Here is a 19128-nt window from a genome sequence, read left to right as displayed (position 1 = left end):
TGCGTTGTTTACAAGTAAGCGTCTAATTGTATAGGGCTATGCTGTTGCAAATATTCCTTCAACACTTCTGCATCAGTTCGCGATGTGTCGACGTAATCTGCGCGTTTGTTTAAAGTTGGGTAACCATCACCACCAGACGCATTGTACGAGTTGATGCTCATACGATAGGTTTTTGTCATATCCAACGGTTGACCTTGGATTTTGACATTGCTGATCTTGTCAGTCGATATATCAAACTCTATCCCGTGATATTGTAAAAATGCGCCAGAATCAGGAGGGTAGCGTGTAACTATGTCGAGGTAGGCGAGCAATTCTTGCGCCGGCCAGTCAACATAAGTGATGCGATTTTTAAATGGATGTACTTTCAGAATGTCTTTGTAACTGACTTCACCGGCCGCAATACTGGCACGGATACCTCCACCACTTATCACGCCAAAGTCGGCTTTTGTGGCAGCCATTTGTGCACTGATAATTAAATTAGCCAACGGACTTTGTTGAAAACGTACGGTGCTGCGTTCGCCGTCAAAAAAGCCAGACACCTGGCCTACGGCACCTTCGAGCTGTTTTGCACCATTTTCTTGATAAGGAGTTAAAAATGCCAGCATATCAGGATCGGGCAGAATGTGATCCTGTACGTATTGGCCTGATTTGTTCTTGAGGTTCACAGGGAGCAGCGCGTAACTGAGCAGCTCGACCTTGCCATTGGTTATTTTAAACTCCGCTTTACCAACGTATTTACCCCATTCGTGGGCTTGCATGATCCATGTGCCGTTTTGATTGTCAGGTTTACAGGCTTTACCCGGTGAAAACTCCGTATCTTCGGCGCCATTGTCAGTTACGCAAACAGGCTCTTGCGAATGTCCACCTATGATCACGTCCAAAGTGCCTTTGGGTAAAGCTCTTGCTAAAGTGACATCACCCGGTGCATTAATTCCATGCGCTGCGTTATGGTAATGGCCCATATGTGTTACCGCAATGGTAATATCAGGTGCATATTGTTGTTTGATTTGCTTTGCTAATGGCAAAGTCACCAGAGCGGGTTCTTGAAAGCTTAAGCCTGCGATGTAATCAGGGTTCGCAATTTTAGCTGTATCTGTGGTAGTAAGGCCAATAACGGCGATTTTCAGCCCTTGCTTTTCAATTACGGTATAAGCTTGATAGGCTGGCTTCTGGGTATTGTTATCAATGATGTTGGCTGACAATATTGGGAACTGCGCCCAAGCAATTTGTTTTGCCAGTACGCTGGTTGGATTGTCGAATTCATGGTTACCAAGCGCCATCGCATCATAGCCCAATTTTGCCATACCTTTAAAATCAGGTTCCGCAAATTGGAGATCGGATTCAGGAATACCTGTATTGATGTCACCGCCAGACAATAAGATCACAGCATGACCAGCTGCACTTGCTTCTTGACGCAGTCTTTTCAGAAGCGTTTGCCTGGCTGCCATACCATATTCACCCTGTTCATTCGCCCAAAAGCGACCATGATTGTCATTGGTGTGCAAGACAGTAAGATAACGAGATTCAGTTGTGGTGCTAGGAGCATTCGACTCAGCTAAAGGCGCAACTTGAGAACAAGAGATCAGAGCGAGCGAGATGAAAAGTGTACTTAATACACGCATACTGTGTCCAAATTCGGCAATAATTGAGCGCGTTAGTGTAAAGCAATTACTCCATTTTGGCAGTAAAATATCGGTCAAAATTCCTGATTTTCAGGACAAACGCGCTCAACTGCAGCCATACGGCGTTCTACTTCGGCCATTGCTAATGGCGCGTGATGGTGATTTGCGGCAATCATCCAATTCAAAAAACTGATCGGTAATTCTGTGTACCTTTCACCTTTATGTAAGCCAAAATCGCAAATTGTATTGGTATCCATAGTGTGTTCTTGTTTGCCTAGGATTGACGACCGCCACATCCTAGGCAAAGTTAAACGCAAAGAAAAGAACAATTAATTGTAAATATAATGTTTTTAATTGCTTCTTGCTATATACGACCGTCTATACTGCTAAAGCAGGTTGATGAGTAGCACCAGCCACTGTGCAAGACACATCACACAACCAATTAAGAATAAGCGATAGCGCAGCAGTACCTGATTCTTACCAAGGTGCACAACACTGTGTGCATAACGGGTTATGACAAAAACCAGCGAAAATGCCACAAACCAAACGCTCACCGCTTTGACGGCTAAAGCGGTCACTGCGGCAACATAAAATAGCGTCGGGATCTCAAACTGATTAATGAAATGACGATCGGCTATTCGCACTTCATCGGGTGCTGAATCTAAACGCATCGCAGTGAATGCAGACTTTTCTATTAAGTGTTCTTTAGCCGCAGCAAAGCGACGCTTACCCATGATGTACATTACTGAAAAAGTCAGCATTACTTGGGCAAATACGGTGAGGACGAGAAACTTTTCCAGCATTTTAGCACTCCAACTGGTTTACGTTGTGTTACAAAGCGACTAGCTTAAAACATTGCAAAACTTACCTTATTTCATAATCATAGTTTTAATCAAGAGAAATGCTTGGGATATTAGGGCGTGTTGACCTTTGACTTGAACAAAAGTCATACCTAAAAAGTCAACACGCCCTAGGCAAGCAGTAATAAAAAGCTGAGCTTTAACGGATTAGTATGAAAAAAATATTCACTTTAACTCTATTGAGTGTTGCAGTACTTGCTGGCTGCAATAGCACCAACACTTCTTCACCAGTTTCTGCATTAAATGACAAGCTGATTGTTAGCCCCAATGACAACCGCGCGTATGACACATTAAAACTTGATAACGGTATTGAAGTACTGCTGGTTTCAGATCCGAGTGTGGAAAAGTCTGCCGCAGCGCTCAGCGTCGGGGTGGGGCTATTACATGACCCGATGACTCAGCAAGGTATGGCACATTACCTTGAACATATGTTGTTCCTTGGTACTGATAAATATCCAGATAGCAAAGGCTATAGCGAGTTCATGACCAAAAATGGTGGTGAACACAATGCTTATACTTGGCTTGATATCACCAATTATATGTTCAAAATCAACAACAATGCATACGATGAAGGACTTGACCGCTTTGCCGATTTTTTTAAGTCGCCAAAACTCTATCCAGAGTATTCGGAAAAAGAAAAGCACGCTGTTAATGCCGAGTGGTCAATGCGCCGTGAAATGGACTTTTTCGGTCAGTTTAAATTAGCGCGTAATTTGATGGGCGCCCACCCAGCTAACCGTTTCTTAATCGGTAATTTAGAAACCTTGGGTGATAAAGAAGGGAGTTCATTACATCAAGAAACGGTTGCTTTTTATGACCGTTACTACTCTTCTAACATCATGAAAGTAGCCATGATCTCAAACCGTCCATTGACCGAAATGGCGGAACTGGCAAAACGCCATTTTGCTGAGATCAAAAACAAACAAATCGCCGATCCGGTCGTAACTCAGCAACTTGATTTTGCTGCGGCAGCCAAGAAACGTGTTTTTTACAAACCGAACGAAGACGTGAAACAGATCAAACTTGATTTCACCATTGCAAATAACATGGCCGAGTTTGCCAATAAGCCAAACTATTTTGTCTCATATTTACTGAGTAACGAAATGCAAGGCAGCCCTGCACAAGTGCTCAAGGCTGCCGGATGGATAAGTAATTTAACCGCTAACGCGGAGCCGGCCATGTACGGTAATTACGGCACCTTAGCTGTTGATATTGAACTAACTGATCTCGGTATGCAGCACCGTGAAGCTATTGTAGCTACTGTGATGCAATATATTGAGCTTATTAAACGTCAGGGTGTAGACAGTAAGTACTTTAAAGAGATCAAAACAGCGCTTGATAACCAGTTTAAGTTTTTGGAAAAAGGCGACGAATTTAACTATGTCAGCCAACTTGCCCAAAGCATGCAAGACTATCCGCTCAGTCATGCGATTAATGCGCCTTATCATTTTGCTGAGTTTGATGCCAAGTCAGTGAACAAAGTGCTAGCGCAACTGAACGCTGACGCACTACGAATTTGGTATATCTCTCAACATGAAGAGACGGATAGCAAATTACATTTTTATGATGGCGAGTATCGTATTGCGGCCATTGAAGCGGATGAAATCACTTCATGGCAAGCGCCAAGTCAGTTTGCCTTACAACTGCCAACGGTAAACCGCTTATTGCCAGAAAACTTTACTATTAAAGCGCAGTTAGCGAATAACACCGACAAACCTGCATTGGTAATTGATAAACCCGCTTTAAAAATTTGGCATTTGCCAAGTCAGCAGTTTAACCATCAACCCAAGGGGAGTTTGGAAATTGCCATCAACACCCCGTATGCAAAAACCGATGTGAATGCAGCAGTGTTATATGCAGTATGGGCAGACTTGTACAATTTACAGCAAAGCAAGTTAAGCACAGAAGCCAGTGTGGCTGGGGTGCCATTTGCACTCACGGCAGGCAATGGCTTGACACTAAGTATGTCAGGGTTTACCGATAAACAAACTGTACTACTGCAAGAAGCCTTGGCTGCACTTAAGGTAAAAACGGACGAGCAGTCATTCCAACAAGCGTTACAAAGACAGCGCCAAGCTATTTTCAATCAAGGACAACAATTCCCTTATTATCAAGCGTTTAATAAGCTTGCAACCTTGCTTTCAGACGGTGGCTTCGACAAACAAAGCGTGTTGGCCGCATTAGATAAAGTGACCTTAGCGGAATTTGCACAGTTACAAGATAAAACCTTAAGTGCCAATCAAACCCGCGTATTCAGCTTTGGTAACTATGATTTAGCTGATCTAAAACAGGTCGCCAAATTACTTGAGAAGCACCTTAAAGTGCAGCAAGCAACGCCATATACTAAGCGCGGTTTTTGGTTACCTGAAGCAAGCCAAACTTTACAGTGGCAAGAAGATCTCGACGTTGCGGACGTTGCGGTTATTGATCTGTTAGTGCATCCAATGCCAGGTTATCAAAGCAAAGCCGCGGCCATGGTATTGCAGGGTCATTTCCGCACCGCAGTGTTTGAAAAGCTGCGCACTGAAGAGCAGCTCGCTTATGCTGTTGGCGCTTCGGCGCGTAGTATCGGTGAATACTCTGCTCTTGCGCTCTTTATCCAAACGCCAGTGAAATCAGCTGTGGATATGCAAACGCGCTTTGATACTTATAAGCTTGAGTATGCAAAGGAGTTAGAGCAGTTAGACAACACTACGTTCGAGCAGTTAAAAGCTGCGGCTTTAGTGACTCTGACCGAACAACCAAAGAATTTGGCGGATGAAGTTGCACCTTATATCACTGATTGGTATAAAGAAAACTTCGAATATGATTCGAAAGCTAAGATGATTGCGGCAGTCGAGCAAGTGACTCTGGCTGACTTGAAAGCCTACTATCAGCAAACCATGTTAAACGCTAATGCAGCGCGTATGAACGTGCAGCTGCGGGGCGAAAAATTCCAGCAACAGGGTTTTGCTACGCTGCCTGACGCGCTTAAGCTAAACTCCATTGCAGAGCTACGCAGCGTAGTAAAAACTCAGCAGTAATAACTAGAGGTGGAGATGGAAATCAAGACATTACGTGGCGCACTGCGTAAAGCGACGTTGGCCGACGCTGAGTTTATTTTTCAGCTTCTGAACCAAGACGGTTTTAAACGATTTATCGGTGATCGTAATATCCACTCCATCTCTGACGCCAAGCGTTACATTGAAAGTGCTTTTTTAAATTCGTACGGTGTGCATGGTTTGTGTTCACCGTACATCTTTGCTCTGCATGATGGCACGGCACTTGGAATTAGTGGCTTTTATCATCGCCGTGCATTACAACTCCCAGACTTAGGCTTTGCCTTTCTAGAGCAAGTTGCAGGTCAAGGTTATGCGTTTGAAGCCTGTCAGGCAATTTGCCAATTTGGTTTTGAAAAGTTGCAGTTACCACGGTTGAATGCAATATTGATGAATACCAATCATCGCTCTCGCAAGCTTCTGAGCCGCTTGGCGTTTCAGGACGTTGGGCAAATTATTATTAATGAAGACAAACGGCCTATTGCATTGATGGAGTTAGTCCCTACAACATCATAACTGATCACCAAAGAACGCTTATTGACCTTGCTGAAGTCCATCTAACTGCGATATGAGTTGTGTTGCAAAGCTGTCTAAGTTGCTTTGATGTGCCGCGACTAAAGCGTTAAAGCCAATCCCAGTCAGTGTAGTTTGATGATTAAAAGCATGGCTACTTTTAAGTTGTAACTCATTGCCACTGAGTTGGTAGTAATAGCTATGTCCACTTAACACCGCCTGTTCGTTCGCTGTTCCCACCATCTGATTGATTTCAATATCAATAAACCAACTGGCTTCTTTATAACGACCTAGCCATTTAGCTTCAGGTAAAATCGTGGCAGCGGTAGTACTCGACTGTAGCGAGGCAAGTAGGTATTGATCGACCAGCTCGTTGAGAGGTGCTGACCAAAAGTGATAATTCGCGATGTGGGTTTCACCATTTTGCAGCTGTTGCACTAATGCTTGAGACTGACTCACACCTTGTATTTTCACTTTACGTAATAACACCACTGGGGCACTAGTAACGTCCAACAATTTTTCGTTAACGGGAGGATTAAACTGATAGTAATGACTTGCGGTAACTTGTGTGGGCGAACAGCCCACAATTGAGCCCAATAAAGAAGCAGTTACCACGCTCATTAGTATCATCTTCATTGCTGTTTACCCGGTTGCGGATCGTCAGGAAATTGTTTATTGAACAATAGCATATTTGGCTGCTCTTGTAGTCCCTTGGTAATAGGTAACAGCGTTTTACTGAGTTGTTCAAGTTCAGACAAAGTATTGGTAAGCTGTTCGACCATAGACGAACCCTTCTGATAATGTGAAAGGGTTCCTTCAAACTGTTTCAGGCTTGAAGTAAGCTGGTCTAATGTCAGTTTTAAACTATCGAGATTATGTGCCATTTTGTTCGCAACGCCATTATTATTTAGTTCACTTATGGTGGCATTGAGACCTTTCGCTAATTCCTGATATTCCCCAAGCGCAGCATTAAGCTGAGTAACGGTTCCTTCCAAAGGTAACGCGTTGAGTTTGTTTAATAGTGCACTTACTTGTTCGCTCAGTGCTGTAAAACCACTGGCGATACTTGGTAATACTGGGTAATAAGCATTTTGCCTCATCCTTGTAGTGGGGGCGTTGGCATAGATATCAAAGTCTACATACACCCCACCCGTTAAAAAATTACCACTTTTTAATGAAGCACGCAAACCAGAGTTAATCCATTTTTCTATGTTTTCTTGCCAAAAGGCTCGGGCTTCTTTGCTATTTTCAAAAATCCTGCCGTATTCAAGCCGGATCACCACAGGAATAGAAGTATCATCAGTGCGAAAATGTAGCGGTTTATCATTGACCAACATTTTTGCTGGAGCCTGTGCAACAGTGCCTATGCGCATACCCCGATATTCAACAGGTGCACCTTCTGTGAGGCCACGGATAGATTGTTCAAATTCAATCAGATAGTAATCAAAGTCATTAAAGCGCTGTTCAATTGCTTCGCTGTAGGTAGCGTAAAGTGGAAACTCAGCGCCGTCATCAACAAGAGTCCCTTTGTTTTTGCCGGGCGGATAATCGATGGAGATGCCGCCTTTGAGTAATTTACTCAGCGAGCCGGTATTAATTGAAATTCCATTTACCGACATTTCAACACTTAAGCCTGAACTTAGCCAAAATAGCGAGTTGTCAGCGATCAGTTGGTCAAATGGCGCATAGATAAATAGACCATAGCGCATTTGTTGAGTTTCCATTTCAAACTCACTGGTTTCGATTTGACCAATCTTATAGTTGCGAAAGAAAATTCCAGTGCCAACATCTAGTACTTCACCCCCTTGGCTTTGTAGTGCAAAACGTTTGCCTTCGATATCTTGTGAAATAAGCGCAGGATGTTCTTGTAGAGTGAAAAGATTAGCTGTTGTTTTCGATTTACCTGGCTGTAGTTCGATATAAACACCGGAAAGTAAGGTCCCCATGCCAGAAATGCCAGTCTCATCAATGCGAGGTTTAACTACCCAAAGTTTACTGTCGTCGGTAAGGAGCTCGACGTATTCGTTATCAATTTTGGCTCTGGCAATAACCGAATTTTGTTCCACAACTAATCTTAAAGATTCGATATAACCCACGCGCACATTACGTACTTTAATTTCAGTTTTACCAATCACTAAGCCCTCGGCATCTTCCATTTTAATAAAAATGGTATGCCCTTGCTGCAGATACTGTTGGTAAAACATCCAGCCCGCGACTAAAACCGCGACAAAGGGGAGTAACCAAATCAGTGAAATATTGCGTTTAGGAGTCGTAATGATCGGACTTGCCATAAGGTTCCTTGGGGTCATCCCAAATTAATCTGGGGTCAAAATAATGCACAGTCATTATCTGTGAAAACACCATGAGTGCGAAGAATAATACACCAATTTCGGCATTTACTGACATTAATATGCCAAGCTGAACTAAAGCGACTAAAAACAGTACCACAAACACATCAATCATCGACCATTTACCGATGAACTCAATAAGCCGATATAATTCGGTGTATTTTGCACTACCACCATGATGAAAGCGTTTGCTTTGCAAAAGTAATGCCGTAATGGCCGCCATTTTTAAAAGCGGAATTAAGATGCTCGCCACAAAAATAACGGTTGCTATGGGGTATGAGCCACTTTGCCAAAGTTGCACTACACCGGAAAAAATGGTCGCTGGTGTACTTTGATGTAGCTGAGTAGTGGTCATAATCGGCAACAAATTGGCAGGAAAAAATAAAATCGCTGATGTCATCAACCAAGCGAGCACTTTTTCAATGCTGGCGGGCTTGCGTAAATGCAATTTAGTGTGGCAGCGAGGACAACGGGAGGTTTTGGCGATTTGTCCGCAAGTGCTACAGACCTTAAACCCCTGTGATGAGGCCGACAACGCGAAGTTGACGTCGTTAGGAGGACGGTAAGGGCGTACTCGTTCCCACAATATTTGTTTGTCCAGCAGGTTCATGGCCTGCACAAAACAGCACACAAATGCACAATAGCTCCAAAAGCTGAGGCCGAATCTTACCTCCGCCAAACTGATTAATTTAATCAAGCTTATCAATATGGCGAGTAGGAATATTTCTGTCATGCTCCAAGGTTCTAAAGAAGACAGGAACTTGGTTAAACGCCGCGCTTGAATGAGGTTAAGTCGCAGCCACAGCGGCGAATACGCGATGATGATGATGCTCAGTAAAGTCAAAGGTAAGATCACTATCACCAATGCCAACAACAGCGCAAGCGCGGTGCCTTTATTCTCCGCCAGAGTGGGTAACGCACTGAGCAAAGAAAACGAATGGAATAAGCCGCCTTTTGCAAACGACACAAATTCAAAACTGACACTGGTAAAAAGTAAAATAATAGCGGCAATCGCGAAGGCCAAAATGTGTTGTGTCGAACACAGTTCTGGCGCCTTGACTGGCGCGTGACAAACAGGGCAATAGGCGCGCTCGCCGCAGTTCAACGTCGGCATAGCGATGAAATGATCACAGTGTTGACATACCACACATTGCTCGCTCACGCTGGGAGTCCTTCAAAATTAATTACAAATATCAAATTATTTGCGCCATACTTAGATTATAATACAAGCAACTTCAGGTTGGTTAAGGTCGCTGCGTGACTTTACGAATTTTATTGCTTTTAGCGCTGCTCAGTTATGGTATTGGCGCATTGTCTCTCGAAAATCCCAGCGAAGTAACATTTCCACCGCTGAAAATTGCGGCAAGTGGGTTCGTTCCCCCTTATGTAATTCAATCTCGGGACTCTGGTTACCAATTGGAACTTATCCGTGCCGCGTTGAAAACACAAGGTATTGCGGATATAGAATTCGTTTACCTGTCGAATAAACGTGCTGAGCAAGCACTGAGTTCAGGTCTGGTTGATGCTGCGGTTAATTTACCACCTTCTTTTGAAGGTAAAGTCTATGCGACAGAACCTGTGCTTGAATATCAAAATGTCGCAATTACTCTCTCCAGTTCTAATCTCGCTATTCAAAACTTCTATGACCTCAAAGGTAAAAGTGTGGTGGCGTTTCAAAATGCTGCGGCGTTTTTAGGCGCAGATTACCGTTTGATGGTTAAACAACTGAAGTCTTATGAAGAGGTAGTTAACCAGTTTGCTCAAGTGGAGCTACTCATGAAAGGCTGGACAGATGTGATCATTATGGAGCGACGCGTTTTCGACTACTATGCCTTTGAATATGCTAAAAAACATGAAATGCAGAAAGTGGATTACCATATACTTTTCAACTCAGCCCCTCGCCCGATGTTTTTCGCCAGTAATACGTTACGCGATGTGTTTAACTTGGGATTAGAAGAAATAAAACGTAGCGGCGAGTATCAGGCAATTTTAGCCAATAATGGGGTTATTTATGCCCAGCGTACTGATTAATTGCATCGCCAGGCATTAAATTTCAGCGTTGGATATTTTGCGCTATGCAAAAATTGCAACCGTTTGCCGGCTGATCGCCAGTAACCGACCGTCTTGGCTCCAAATATTAGCGTCCTCTAAGCCATAGCCGTTGGCGCTATGATGGGTGATAGCTTCAAGTCCAAGCCACGCGTCAGCTGCAATATCAATCTGGTCAATAAATTCGATATACCAAGACATGCTGCTAGCAGGTGCAGGAGCGGCGAACATTTGTAATAGAGTTGGCGGCCAGGCATCAGTCAAAGCTGCGACATGGGCTTCATGCATATTTTCGCCGCTCGTTTTAAAACGCATCCAACCTCCAAGATGAGAAGATGTAGCATTACTGAAAGGTAGTGCGCCGTGCTGGGGATTAAGTGCCACATGTTGGAAAAATTCCGGCATCACACCAGGTTGGTAAGGCAAAATGCGTTCCGGTTGCACGGGACCAAGCTGGCAGCGTTTACTGACATCAACCTTAATTGCAGAATCTCTGGCTTCGGCAAAACAACCCTGACTTATCACACAAGTTTGACCATTTTGAATGGCTCGAGCCAACAATTGAGTGGCACTTTTTCCTTCGCGTAGTACTTCGATAGCAATAAAAAATGGCGTATCAGCAAGCAGTGGCCCAACAAAATTGGTGCTTATGGAAAGCAGGCGGCGGTTGGAGTCCACTTTACTTTGCATCGCAGCAATGAGCATGCCGGCCGATAGACCGCCGAATGCGGTGCGCCCTTGGCACCAGCTGACAGAGAACTGAAGAGGGGTGTTGCTATCAGCTTGTTTTGCTGCGGCTAATAACTGATCAAAAGTGCTCATTAGGTAACTCCTTGCTTTTTTTCTATCTATACCACACTTAAACTGGTCTAACCAGAATTGCTCAAATCTTAATGTCAAATGTCTAAGGAGTGAGCAATCTGCAAAAAAATGTCAAAAAAGCGAAATTTTTTTTATTGCAGCGCTTGAATTAGTAATTTGCCAACCCTATTAAGGAGTCAACGAACGTTTTAACGTATTTAATTTACAGAATTTTGAAGTCGGAGAAGATTCATGGGTAAGATTATTGGAATCGATTTAGGTACCACCAACTCTTGTGTTGCTGTACTTGATGGCGATAAGCCACGCGTTATTGAGAACGCTGAAGGCGACCGCACAACTCCTTCCGTTATTGCTTACACCGAAGATGGTGAAACTTTAGTTGGTCAGCCAGCTAAGCGTCAAGCGGTAACAAACCCGAGAAACACTTTATTTGCTATCAAGCGTCTTATTGGTCGTCGTTTTGAAGATGAAGAAGTACAACGTGATATCGCTATCATGCCGTACACCATTAGCAAAGCAGACAACGGTGACGCTTGGGTAGAAGTACGCGGTAAGAAACTTGCAGCGCCTCAGATCTCTGCTGAAGTTCTGAAGAAGATGAAGAAAACAGCGGAAGATTTCCTAGGTGAGCCAGTAACTGAAGCGGTTATTACTGTACCTGCTTACTTTAATGACTCACAACGTCAAGCAACCAAAGACGCAGGTCGTATTGCAGGTCTTGAAGTTAAGCGTATTATCAACGAACCAACAGCAGCAGCACTTGCTTACGGTCTTGATAAGAAATCAGGCGACAACGTTATTGCAGTGTACGACTTAGGTGGTGGTACTTTCGATATCTCTATCATCGAAATCGATGAAGTAGATGGCGAGCACACATTTGAAGTACTTGCTACGAACGGTGACACGCACTTAGGTGGTGAAGACTTCGATACACGCGTTATCAATTACTTAGCTGCTGAGTTTAAGAAAGATCAAGGTATCGATCTGAAAAACGACCCACTTGCGATGCAACGTGTTAAAGAAGCTGCAGAAAAAGCGAAAATCGAACTTTCTTCTGCGCAACAAACAGAAGTGAACCTGCCGTACATCACAGCAGACGCAACTGGTCCAAAACACATGAACGTGAAATTGACACGCGCTAAGCTTGAGTCTTTAGTTGAAGACTTAGTTAAGAAGTCAATCGAACCAGTTAAGCGCGCACTAGCAGATGCAGATCTTTCTGTAAGTGACATCAATGACATCATCCTAGTTGGTGGTCAAACACGTATGCCACTGGTACAGAAGACTGTTGCTGAGTTCTTCGGTAAAGAGCCACGTAAAGACGTTAACCCAGATGAAGCAGTTGCAGTAGGTGCAGCGGTTCAAGGTGGTGTTTTAGCGGGTGATGTGAAAGACGTTCTACTTCTAGACGTATGCCCACTTTCTCTTGGTATCGAAACCATGGGCCAAGTGATGACTGCGCTTATTGAGAAGAACACCACAATCCCAACGAAGAAATCGCAAGTGTTCTCAACAGCTGAAGATAACCAATCGGCAGTGACGATTCACGTACTACAAGGTGAGCGTAAGCGCGCTAGCGACAACAAATCACTAGGTCAATTTAACCTCGAAGGTATTCGTCCAGCGTCACGTGGCACACCACAAATCGAAGTTACTTTCGATGTTGATGCCGATGGTATTCTACACGTATCAGCGAAAGACAAAGATACAGGTAAAGAGCAGAAGATCACGATTCAGGCTTCTTCAGGTCTGAGCGAAGAAGAAATCGCGAAAATGGTACGTGATGCAGAAGCAAATGCGGAAGAAGACAAGAAGTTCGAAGAGCTTGTTGGCGCTCGTAACCAAGCTGACGCTTTAGTACACGCAACTCGTAAGCAAGTTGAAGAAGCTGGTGATGCACTACCTGCAGAAGATAAATCAGCAATTGAAGCTGCCTTATCTGCGCTTGAAGGTGCCATCAAGTCTGGTACTAAAGAAGACATCGACAGCAAGACGCAAGCACTTGCAGAGAAGTCGCAAAAGCTAATGGAAATCGCCCAAGCTAAAGCTCAACAGCAGCAAGCTGGTGGTGCTGAACAAGGCAGCGCGAAAAAGCAAGATGACGATGTTGTTGACGCTGAATTTGAAGAAGTGAAAGACAACAAGTAATCATGCTTGTGAAAAAGGCGCGGCGGTCAACCTAACGCGCCTTTTGTCTGACTGCTTAGATAAGTAAGCAGACTGAGCTGAAACGAAAATTTCTGAAGTGGTCAACCATGAAAGAAATTTTCGCGTTTTCGAGGCTAGGAATTTTCTTAGCTGGAAACCCCTGATAGAGTTGCTCAATTGAGCTGGCCGAGGCAAACCGTGCTTTGGTCTTTAGAAGTTACAAAGTAGTGTGATTGCAATGTCAAAACGTGATTATTACGAAGTTCTCGGCGTCAGCAAAGATGCGGGTGAGCGCGATATAAAAAAGGCGTATAAACGTCTAGCGATGAAATATCATCCCGACAGAACCGCAGGTGATGCTGATCTTGAGGCTAAATTCAAAGAAGTGAAGGAAGCCTACGAAGTACTGACTGACGATAAAAAACGTCAGATGTACGACCAATATGGTCATGCCGCATTTGAACAAGGTGGCGGTGGTCATGGTGGATTTGGTGGCGGTCATGCCGACTTTGGTGATATTTTCGGTGACGTCTTTGGTGATATCTTCGGTGGTGGTCGTCGTCAGTCACGCCAGCAGCGTGGTGCCGACTTACGTTACAACATGGAACTCAGCTTAGAAGAAGCGGTTCGTGGTAAAGAAGTCGAAATCAAAGTCCCAACTTGGGTGTCATGTAGCCCATGTGATGGTAGCGGTGCAAAACCAGGCACTAAACCAAAAACTTGCACCACCTGTCATGGTGCGGGACAAGTACAAATGCGCCAAGGCTTTTTCGCGGTACAGCAAACCTGTCCAACCTGCCAAGGAACTGGGCAGATCATCGCTGATCCATGCGATAAATGTCATGGCCAAGGTCGTGTCGAAAAGACCAAAACTTTATCAGTGAAGATCCCAGCAGGTGTTGATACGGGTGACCGTATTCGCTTATCTGGCGAAGGTGAAGCGGGGGTACATGGCGCACCGTCGGGCGATCTTTATGTACAAGTTTCTGTGCGTGAACACCCTATTTTTGTGCGCGATGGTAATAACTTGTATTGTGAAGTTCCGATCAGCTTTACTACAGCAGCACTGGGTGGCGAAATTGAAGTACCAACCTTGGATGGACGCGCGAAGCTGAAGATCCCAGCTGAAAGCCAAACGGGCAAAATGTTCCGTTTACGTGCTAAAGGGGTGAAATCAGTGCGTAGCGGAGTGGTTGGTGATTTGATCTGTAAAGTGGTAATCGAAACGCCTGTGAATCTCAATGAGCGCCAAAAAGAATTATTGCGCGAGCTCGAAGAAAGCATGGGGGGCGAAAGCAGTAAAAACCGCCCTAAAGCGCAAGGCTTCTTTGATGGAGTGAAGAAGTTCTTTGACGACCTGACTAAATAAGTCTGTTTCGCTAACGGCGCCTTAAGGCGCCGTTATTATTTATGGTACTATTACTAATTAAGCAAAATTAAGAAATCTTGTTGGCTATTACATTTACAAGCTAAGGTAAGGCCATCGTCATTGCGAAGTAGCTGCCCGCTTTTGCACCCCAAGGTGGTACATTTGCTATGACATACCAAACTTTGGTCCCACAAATTGTATTCCTGAGTTAAAAATGTCACAGTGGCAAACGCTAACATCAGGCAACTCAGAAACCAAGCGATACGAGCATTCATGATAAGTTACCTCCATCAACCTATTAGACTTTAGTCTAATGTTGGTCATTGTGTGAGGCTTAAGCAATAAAACAGGGAAAAGTATGACACCCGCAATAAATCTACTAAAAAAGTATAAGGCAGAGTATCAGGTTTTGCAGTTTGAACACGATCCCAATAATACCAACTTTGCCTTAGAAGCGGCTACGCATTTGAATGTATCGCCTTCATTAGTATTTAAAACCTTATTGGTTGATGTTGATGGGCAACTTCATGTTGCCGTTTTACCCGCGACAAAACAGGTTGAGTTAAAGCAATTTGCAAAAGCGGTAGGTGGGAAACGCGCTGCCATGGCAGAGCCTAAATTAGCTGAGCGTATAACAGGTTATTTGGTGGGGGGAATAAGCCCTTTAGCGCAAAAGAGACGCTTAAAAACCTTATTACACAGTAGCGCCATGCAGCTTCCTTGTATCTATGTCAGTGCTGGTAAAAGGGGGTTAGAAGTGGCGATTGCACCAGAAGTATTACTTGCCCTTTGTGGCGCTGAATATGCCGAATTTTAGCCGCAAATTGTGTTTGCGCCTATTTGCGGCAGCTCAAAAATGTGCACCTTTCCAGCACAATTTAAACTGATTGAGCGGTAAGTTTGGCGTCTAATGTGCTAAACCTTACTTGAATAGTGCCAGTAAGCAAATTCCCCTCGAAAAAATATTATTCTAAGCGCTTTCAGCGCACACGTGTAAGCTATTATTTTTATTCATATTCTTGGCCACTAAGTGATCTGTCAGTAAAAAACTCGTTAAAAACATCGATAGAGTAATTGATCTAATCAAAATTTTATGACGTAATGTAGCTATAGCAATCTGGTCGGATGAGTTGGATTATGAGTTTAAGAACACAGTTAAAAAAAGTATTACCTAGCATTTCAGTAACAGAACAAGAAGCATTGGATGCGGGGGACGTATGGTTAGAAGGGTCAATCTATCAAGGTAAGCCTGATTTCGCAGCACTGCGTGCAGTGCCTGCTGCGGTACTTACAGCAGACGAGCAAGCGTTTCTGGACGGTCCAGTTAAAACCTTAATGGCGATGATTGATGATTCTGAAATCCAAAATGGTAAACACCTTCCAGATTACATTTTGGATTACCTCAAAAAAGAGCGTTTCTTTTCACTAATCATTCCAAAAGAGTTTGGTGGTCGTGAGTTTAGCCCATACGCTAACTCAACTATCGTAGGCACGATTGCAACTAAGTCTTCAGCTGTTGCAGTGACAGTTATGGTACCAAACTCGTTAGGCCCAGGTGAGTTGTTACTACACTATGGTACAAAAGAGCAGCAAGCGCATTATTTACCACGTTTAGCTAACGGTACCGATATTCCTTGTTTCGCCCTAACTAGCCCAGAGGCTGGTTCAGATGCAGGTGGTATTCCAGATCGCGGCATCGTTAAAATGGGCCAATTTAATGGTCAAGAGGTGCTCGGTTTAGAAGTAACATGGGACAAGCGTTATATTACCTTAGCGCCTATTGCGACTGTCCTTGGTCTTGCTATTAAAGTTTTTGATCCAGAGCATTTGCTTGGTGAGAAAGAAGAGTTAGGCATTACTTGTGCGCTTATTCCACACGACCACCCAGGTGTTGAGCTTGGCAATCGTCATGATCCTATGGGCATTCGTTTCTACAATGGTACAACGCGCGGCAATAAGGTCTTTATTCCAATGGAATTTATCATTGGTGGTCAAAAGAACATTGGTCGCGGTTGGCAAATGTTAGTGAGCTGCCTTGGTGCAGGTCGTGGTATTTCGTTGCCAGCGCTTGGCGTGTCGACGGCACAAGTGGCTTTAAAAGGCGCTTCAGAATACGCAGCGGTGCGTGAGCAATTCGGATTAGCAATTGGTCAATTTGAAGGTATTCAAGAAAAGTTAGCTGACATTGCGGGTAAAACCTATTTACAAGAAGCGATGCGTGTTCTCACAACTGAAGGTTTGGGGCTTGGCTTGAAACCATCAGTGGTGACAGCGATTGCGAAATATCACATGACCGAAATTGGTCGTGAGGTATTAAATCACGCTATGGATATTCAAGCGGGTAAAGCTATCCAAAATGGTCCACAAAACACTTTGGCAAGTGGCTACGTTGCGCAGCCTATTGCTATCACGGTGGAAGGCGCGAACATTCTAACCCGTAACCTAATGATTTTTGGTCAAGGCGTTATGCGTTGCCACCCTTATTTACAATCTATGGTGGAAGCAATTCATAGCCAAGAGGCGGACGCTGATAAAACCTTTAACCGTATTTTGCGTAAAACCGTTGGCTATAGTATTGGCAACAGTCTACGCGCCTTCCGTTTAGGTTTACTACCATTTACGGCAGCGAGTGCATCGTCTTTAGCTGAAGTCCGTGAATATGAGAAAGCCGTTCATAAGTTAGCGGCAAAGCTTTCTGTTTACGCTGATTTCTCACTATTGGTGCTTGGTGGCAAGCTTAAGCAAGCAGAACTTTTATCTGCTCGCCTAGGTGATGTGATGAGTTATTTGTACGCAGCGATGGCGTCAATTCGTTACTATGAACAAAAAGTGGCAGTGGCGGACCGCCAAAGTGCAGCACCTTACTTCCATTACGCTACGCGCTTTGCGCTGCAACGTGCGGAGCAGGCATTACACGCTTTCTTGGATAACTTCCCAGCGAGTGGCACGCGTAAGTTTATGCGTCTGATCACGCTGCAATTTGGCCATAAGATGCCAACGATTTCAGATGATCTGGTTCGTGAATTAGCGCACGCAGCACAGTTAGATACTGCATTTAAAGCGCAGCTAACGCACTTGGTGAAACCAACAGCAGGTGATGGTCATGACATTAACGAGCAAGCGTATAAAGCGAAAATCGCTTGTTTAGAGTTGTTGGCTAAAGTGAAAAAAGCGCTACGTAGTAAGACCATTCGTGCTGGTGTACGTTTTGCTGAAACGTTAGACAATGCACTGCAAGCGAATGTTATCAACGCGGCGGAACATAGCCAGTTACTTGACTACAATACAAAGCGTGAGCGTGCGATTCGTGTTGACGAGTTTGATTACAATCTTAATCTGCTTGATGAGCATGGCCAACCAGCAGCAGAAAGCTTGAAAAAAGCAGGTTAATTCCCCAATCAATAATGCAATGGGTGGAAACACCACTAAAGCCCGCAGCAGTGGGCTTTTTCTTTTGCATTAAATCCCAAAGCTCTATTTAGATTTGATACACTTAAGCAACTGTTTAACAAGGAGTGTGTAGGTGTTTCTAGCCTTAATTGCAAGTATCTGCTGGGCGATGTTTGACTTTGTGCGCAAACAGTTGGCTGTAAAGTTAAGCGCTGCGCAACTCACCGTTGTGTTTGCTGCGTTGGCACTACCTGTGTATTGCATTAACTGGTTTCGCCAAGATCTGCCAATGCCCACAGTCAACTATTACTTGCCCGCACTCGCCAGCGGCATTTGCGCAGCAATTGGTAGCTTGTATTACATTCATGCCCTCAAACAGGGCGAATTATCACGGGTTTTACCGCTACTTTCGTTAACGCCTGTGGTGGCGGCTTTGGCCGGATTTATCTTGTTGTCAGAGCGTTTAGCACTACTGCAATGGCTTGCCATAATAGGGATCACACTTGGTTGTATGTTAATTCGTGGTGGTGTGAGCATGCGGCATAAAGGTACTAATTACGCTGTCATTACCGCCATCGCTTGGGGACTTTGTATTGTCTTTGACAAGTTGGCAATTGCCGCAGCGTCGGTGAGTTTTCATGCGGTATTTTTATCACTCTGTATTTTGCTGTTGAATTACAGCATATTGCGCCCGAAATTTTCAGTTGAAATACTGTCCCATCGTCTTTGGCTTATAATCGGGGCTGTGGTGTTTGCTGCTGCGGTGCTGACGCAGATGTTCGCTATTGCTGAGTTATCTCCAGGTATAGTCGAGGCGATCAAGCGCGCAGTGGGGATCTTAAGTGCCTTGTTACTTGGTGCATTGGTATTAAAAGAACAAGTGAGTAAACGGCAAGTCTTATTAAGTGTGGTTTTAATTGCATTGGTGTTTTTACTTGTTACAAAAGGGGCATAGCGCCCCTTTATGAG

The 19128-nt window shown here is 44.2% G+C and carries 16 protein-coding genes; 8 read left to right on the top strand and 8 right to left on the bottom strand.

Annotated features, from left to right (window positions below; all coding sequences use genetic code 11):
• Positions 1 to 8 precede the first annotated feature (8 nt).
• From ushA to ACFOEE_RS15145, 3 genes are all read right to left on the bottom strand, one after another.
• Positions 9 to 1622, bottom strand: a complete 1614-nt coding sequence (gene ushA, locus ACFOEE_RS15155) for a bifunctional UDP-sugar hydrolase/5'-nucleotidase UshA (protein ID WP_377126043.1) — start codon at positions 1620 to 1622, stop codon at positions 9 to 11.
• Positions 1623 to 1696: 74 nt separating this feature from the next.
• Positions 1697 to 1879 carry a hypothetical protein gene (locus tag ACFOEE_RS15150; RefSeq protein ID WP_377126040.1) on the bottom strand — a complete coding sequence of 61 codons (183 nt, stop codon included), beginning with the start codon at positions 1877 to 1879 and terminating at the stop codon, positions 1697 to 1699.
• Positions 1880 to 2008: 129 nt separating this feature from the next.
• Positions 2009 to 2425 (bottom strand): MAPEG family protein, encoded by a 417-nt coding sequence (locus ACFOEE_RS15145; RefSeq protein WP_377126037.1) that lies wholly within the window; start codon positions 2423 to 2425, stop codon positions 2009 to 2011.
• A 209-nt stretch (positions 2426 to 2634) separates the two neighbouring features.
• On the opposite strand from ACFOEE_RS15145, the gene ACFOEE_RS15140 reads away from it, so the two are divergent.
• Both ACFOEE_RS15140 and ACFOEE_RS15135 read left to right on the top strand, forming a co-directional pair.
• A complete protein-coding gene (locus ACFOEE_RS15140) occupies positions 2635 to 5505 on the top strand; it encodes an insulinase family protein (protein WP_377126034.1) in 2871 nt (956 codons plus the stop codon).
• A gap of 15 nt (positions 5506 to 5520) precedes the next feature.
• Complete coding sequence (locus ACFOEE_RS15135; protein ID WP_377126031.1) at positions 5521 to 6036, top strand: GNAT family N-acetyltransferase; 516 nt, start codon at positions 5521 to 5523, stop codon at positions 6034 to 6036.
• Positions 6037 to 6054: 18 nt separating this feature from the next.
• Here ACFOEE_RS15135 and ACFOEE_RS15130 read toward each other — a convergent pair whose 3' ends face one another.
• Genes ACFOEE_RS15130 through ACFOEE_RS15120 form a run of 3 tightly spaced genes read right to left on the bottom strand, consistent with a single transcriptional unit; the run spans position 6055 to position 9543 of the window.
• Positions 6055 to 6669, bottom strand: coding sequence for a PqiC family protein (locus ACFOEE_RS15130; RefSeq protein WP_377126028.1), 615 nt, complete (start codon positions 6667 to 6669; stop codon positions 6055 to 6057).
• The gene (pqiB, locus tag ACFOEE_RS15125; RefSeq protein WP_377126025.1) at positions 6666 to 8324 is read right to left on the bottom strand and encodes an intermembrane transport protein PqiB; all 1659 of its coding nucleotides are present in this window, start codon (positions 8322 to 8324) and stop codon (positions 6666 to 6668) included. Before pqiB ends, ACFOEE_RS15130 begins: the two co-directional genes overlap by 4 nt.
• Positions 8296 to 9543, bottom strand: a complete 1248-nt coding sequence (locus ACFOEE_RS15120; RefSeq protein ID WP_377126022.1) for a PqiA/YebS family transporter subunit — start codon at positions 9541 to 9543, stop codon at positions 8296 to 8298. Before ACFOEE_RS15120 ends, pqiB begins: the two co-directional genes overlap by 29 nt.
• A 95-nt stretch (positions 9544 to 9638) precedes the next feature.
• Here ACFOEE_RS15120 and ACFOEE_RS15115 point away from each other — a divergent pair, with 95 nt between their 5' ends.
• Positions 9639 to 10412, top strand: a complete 774-nt coding sequence (locus ACFOEE_RS15115; RefSeq protein ID WP_377126019.1) for a substrate-binding periplasmic protein — start codon at positions 9639 to 9641, stop codon at positions 10410 to 10412.
• A gap of 42 nt (positions 10413 to 10454) precedes the next feature.
• Here ACFOEE_RS15115 and ACFOEE_RS15110 read toward each other — a convergent pair whose 3' ends face one another.
• Positions 10455 to 11252 carry an acyl-CoA thioesterase gene (locus ACFOEE_RS15110; protein ID WP_377126016.1) on the bottom strand — a complete coding sequence of 266 codons (798 nt, stop codon included), beginning with the start codon at positions 11250 to 11252 and terminating at the stop codon, positions 10455 to 10457.
• A gap of 231 nt (positions 11253 to 11483) precedes the next feature.
• Here ACFOEE_RS15110 and dnaK point away from each other — a divergent pair, with 231 nt between their 5' ends.
• Positions 11484 to 13400: a molecular chaperone DnaK gene (dnaK, locus tag ACFOEE_RS15105; RefSeq protein WP_377126013.1), complete on the top strand. Its 1917-nt coding sequence runs from the start codon at positions 11484 to 11486 to the stop codon at positions 13398 to 13400.
• A 238-nt stretch (positions 13401 to 13638) separates the two neighbouring features.
• Positions 13639 to 14769, top strand: a complete 1131-nt coding sequence (gene dnaJ, locus ACFOEE_RS15100; protein ID WP_377126010.1) for a molecular chaperone DnaJ — start codon at positions 13639 to 13641, stop codon at positions 14767 to 14769.
• 53 nt (positions 14770 to 14822) lie between these two features.
• On the opposite strand, the gene ACFOEE_RS15095 is transcribed toward dnaJ, so the two are convergent.
• On the bottom strand, positions 14823 to 15044 hold the full coding sequence (locus ACFOEE_RS15095; RefSeq protein WP_377126008.1) for a hypothetical protein: 222 nt from the start codon (positions 15042 to 15044) through the stop codon (positions 14823 to 14825).
• 83 nt (positions 15045 to 15127) lie between these two features.
• On the opposite strand from ACFOEE_RS15095, the gene ybaK reads away from it, so the two are divergent.
• The 3 genes from ybaK to ACFOEE_RS15080 all read left to right on the top strand — a co-directional run bounded on the left by ybaK (position 15128) and on the right by ACFOEE_RS15080 (position 19114).
• On the top strand, positions 15128 to 15586 hold the full coding sequence (ybaK, locus tag ACFOEE_RS15090) for a Cys-tRNA(Pro) deacylase (RefSeq protein ID WP_377126005.1): 459 nt from the start codon (positions 15128 to 15130) through the stop codon (positions 15584 to 15586).
• A gap of 308 nt (positions 15587 to 15894) precedes the next feature.
• The gene (locus ACFOEE_RS15085; protein ID WP_377126002.1) at positions 15895 to 18159 is read left to right on the top strand and encodes an acyl-CoA dehydrogenase; all 2265 of its coding nucleotides are present in this window, start codon (positions 15895 to 15897) and stop codon (positions 18157 to 18159) included.
• 133 nt (positions 18160 to 18292) lie between these two features.
• Positions 18293 to 19114 (top strand): EamA family transporter, encoded by an 822-nt coding sequence (locus ACFOEE_RS15080; protein WP_377125999.1) that lies wholly within the window; start codon positions 18293 to 18295, stop codon positions 19112 to 19114.
• Positions 19115 to 19128 lie beyond the last annotated feature (14 nt).

This window comes from Pseudoalteromonas fenneropenaei, from assembly GCF_042643375.1.
In the GTDB taxonomy this organism is placed as follows: Bacteria; Pseudomonadota; Gammaproteobacteria; order Enterobacterales; family Alteromonadaceae; genus Pseudoalteromonas; species Pseudoalteromonas fenneropenaei.
The sequence above is the reverse complement of the archived record's forward strand: the minus strand, read 5'-3'. Positions and strand labels throughout refer to the sequence as shown.

What these genes read in the sequence shown, in the direction of transcription:
- ushA (WP_377126043.1), bottom strand. Translation starts at nt 1,622, where the DNA reads ATGCGTGTATTAAGTACACTTTTCATCTCGCTCGCTCTGATCTCTTGT.
- ACFOEE_RS15150 (WP_377126040.1), bottom strand. Translation starts at nt 1,879, where the DNA reads ATGGATACCAATACAATTTGCGATTTTGGCTTACATAAAGGTGAAAGG.
- ACFOEE_RS15145 (WP_377126037.1), bottom strand. Translation starts at nt 2,425, where the DNA reads ATGCTGGAAAAGTTTCTCGTCCTCACCGTATTTGCCCAAGTAATGCTG.
- ACFOEE_RS15140 (WP_377126034.1), top strand. Translation starts at nt 2,635, where the DNA reads ATGAAAAAAATATTCACTTTAACTCTATTGAGTGTTGCAGTACTTGCT.
- ACFOEE_RS15135 (WP_377126031.1), top strand. Translation starts at nt 5,521, where the DNA reads ATGGAAATCAAGACATTACGTGGCGCACTGCGTAAAGCGACGTTGGCC.
- ACFOEE_RS15130 (WP_377126028.1), bottom strand. Translation starts at nt 6,669, where the DNA reads ATGAAGATGATACTAATGAGCGTGGTAACTGCTTCTTTATTGGGCTCA.
- pqiB (WP_377126025.1), bottom strand. Translation starts at nt 8,324, where the DNA reads ATGGCAAGTCCGATCATTACGACTCCTAAACGCAATATTTCACTGATT.
- ACFOEE_RS15110 (WP_377126016.1), bottom strand. Translation starts at nt 11,252, where the DNA reads ATGAGCACTTTTGATCAGTTATTAGCCGCAGCAAAACAAGCTGATAGC.
- dnaK (WP_377126013.1), top strand. Translation starts at nt 11,484, where the DNA reads ATGGGTAAGATTATTGGAATCGATTTAGGTACCACCAACTCTTGTGTT.
- dnaJ (WP_377126010.1), top strand. Translation starts at nt 13,639, where the DNA reads ATGTCAAAACGTGATTATTACGAAGTTCTCGGCGTCAGCAAAGATGCG.
- ACFOEE_RS15095 (WP_377126008.1), bottom strand. Translation starts at nt 15,044, where the DNA reads ATGAATGCTCGTATCGCTTGGTTTCTGAGTTGCCTGATGTTAGCGTTT.
- ybaK (WP_377126005.1), top strand. Translation starts at nt 15,128, where the DNA reads ATGACACCCGCAATAAATCTACTAAAAAAGTATAAGGCAGAGTATCAG.
- ACFOEE_RS15085 (WP_377126002.1), top strand. Translation starts at nt 15,895, where the DNA reads ATGAGTTGGATTATGAGTTTAAGAACACAGTTAAAAAAAGTATTACCT.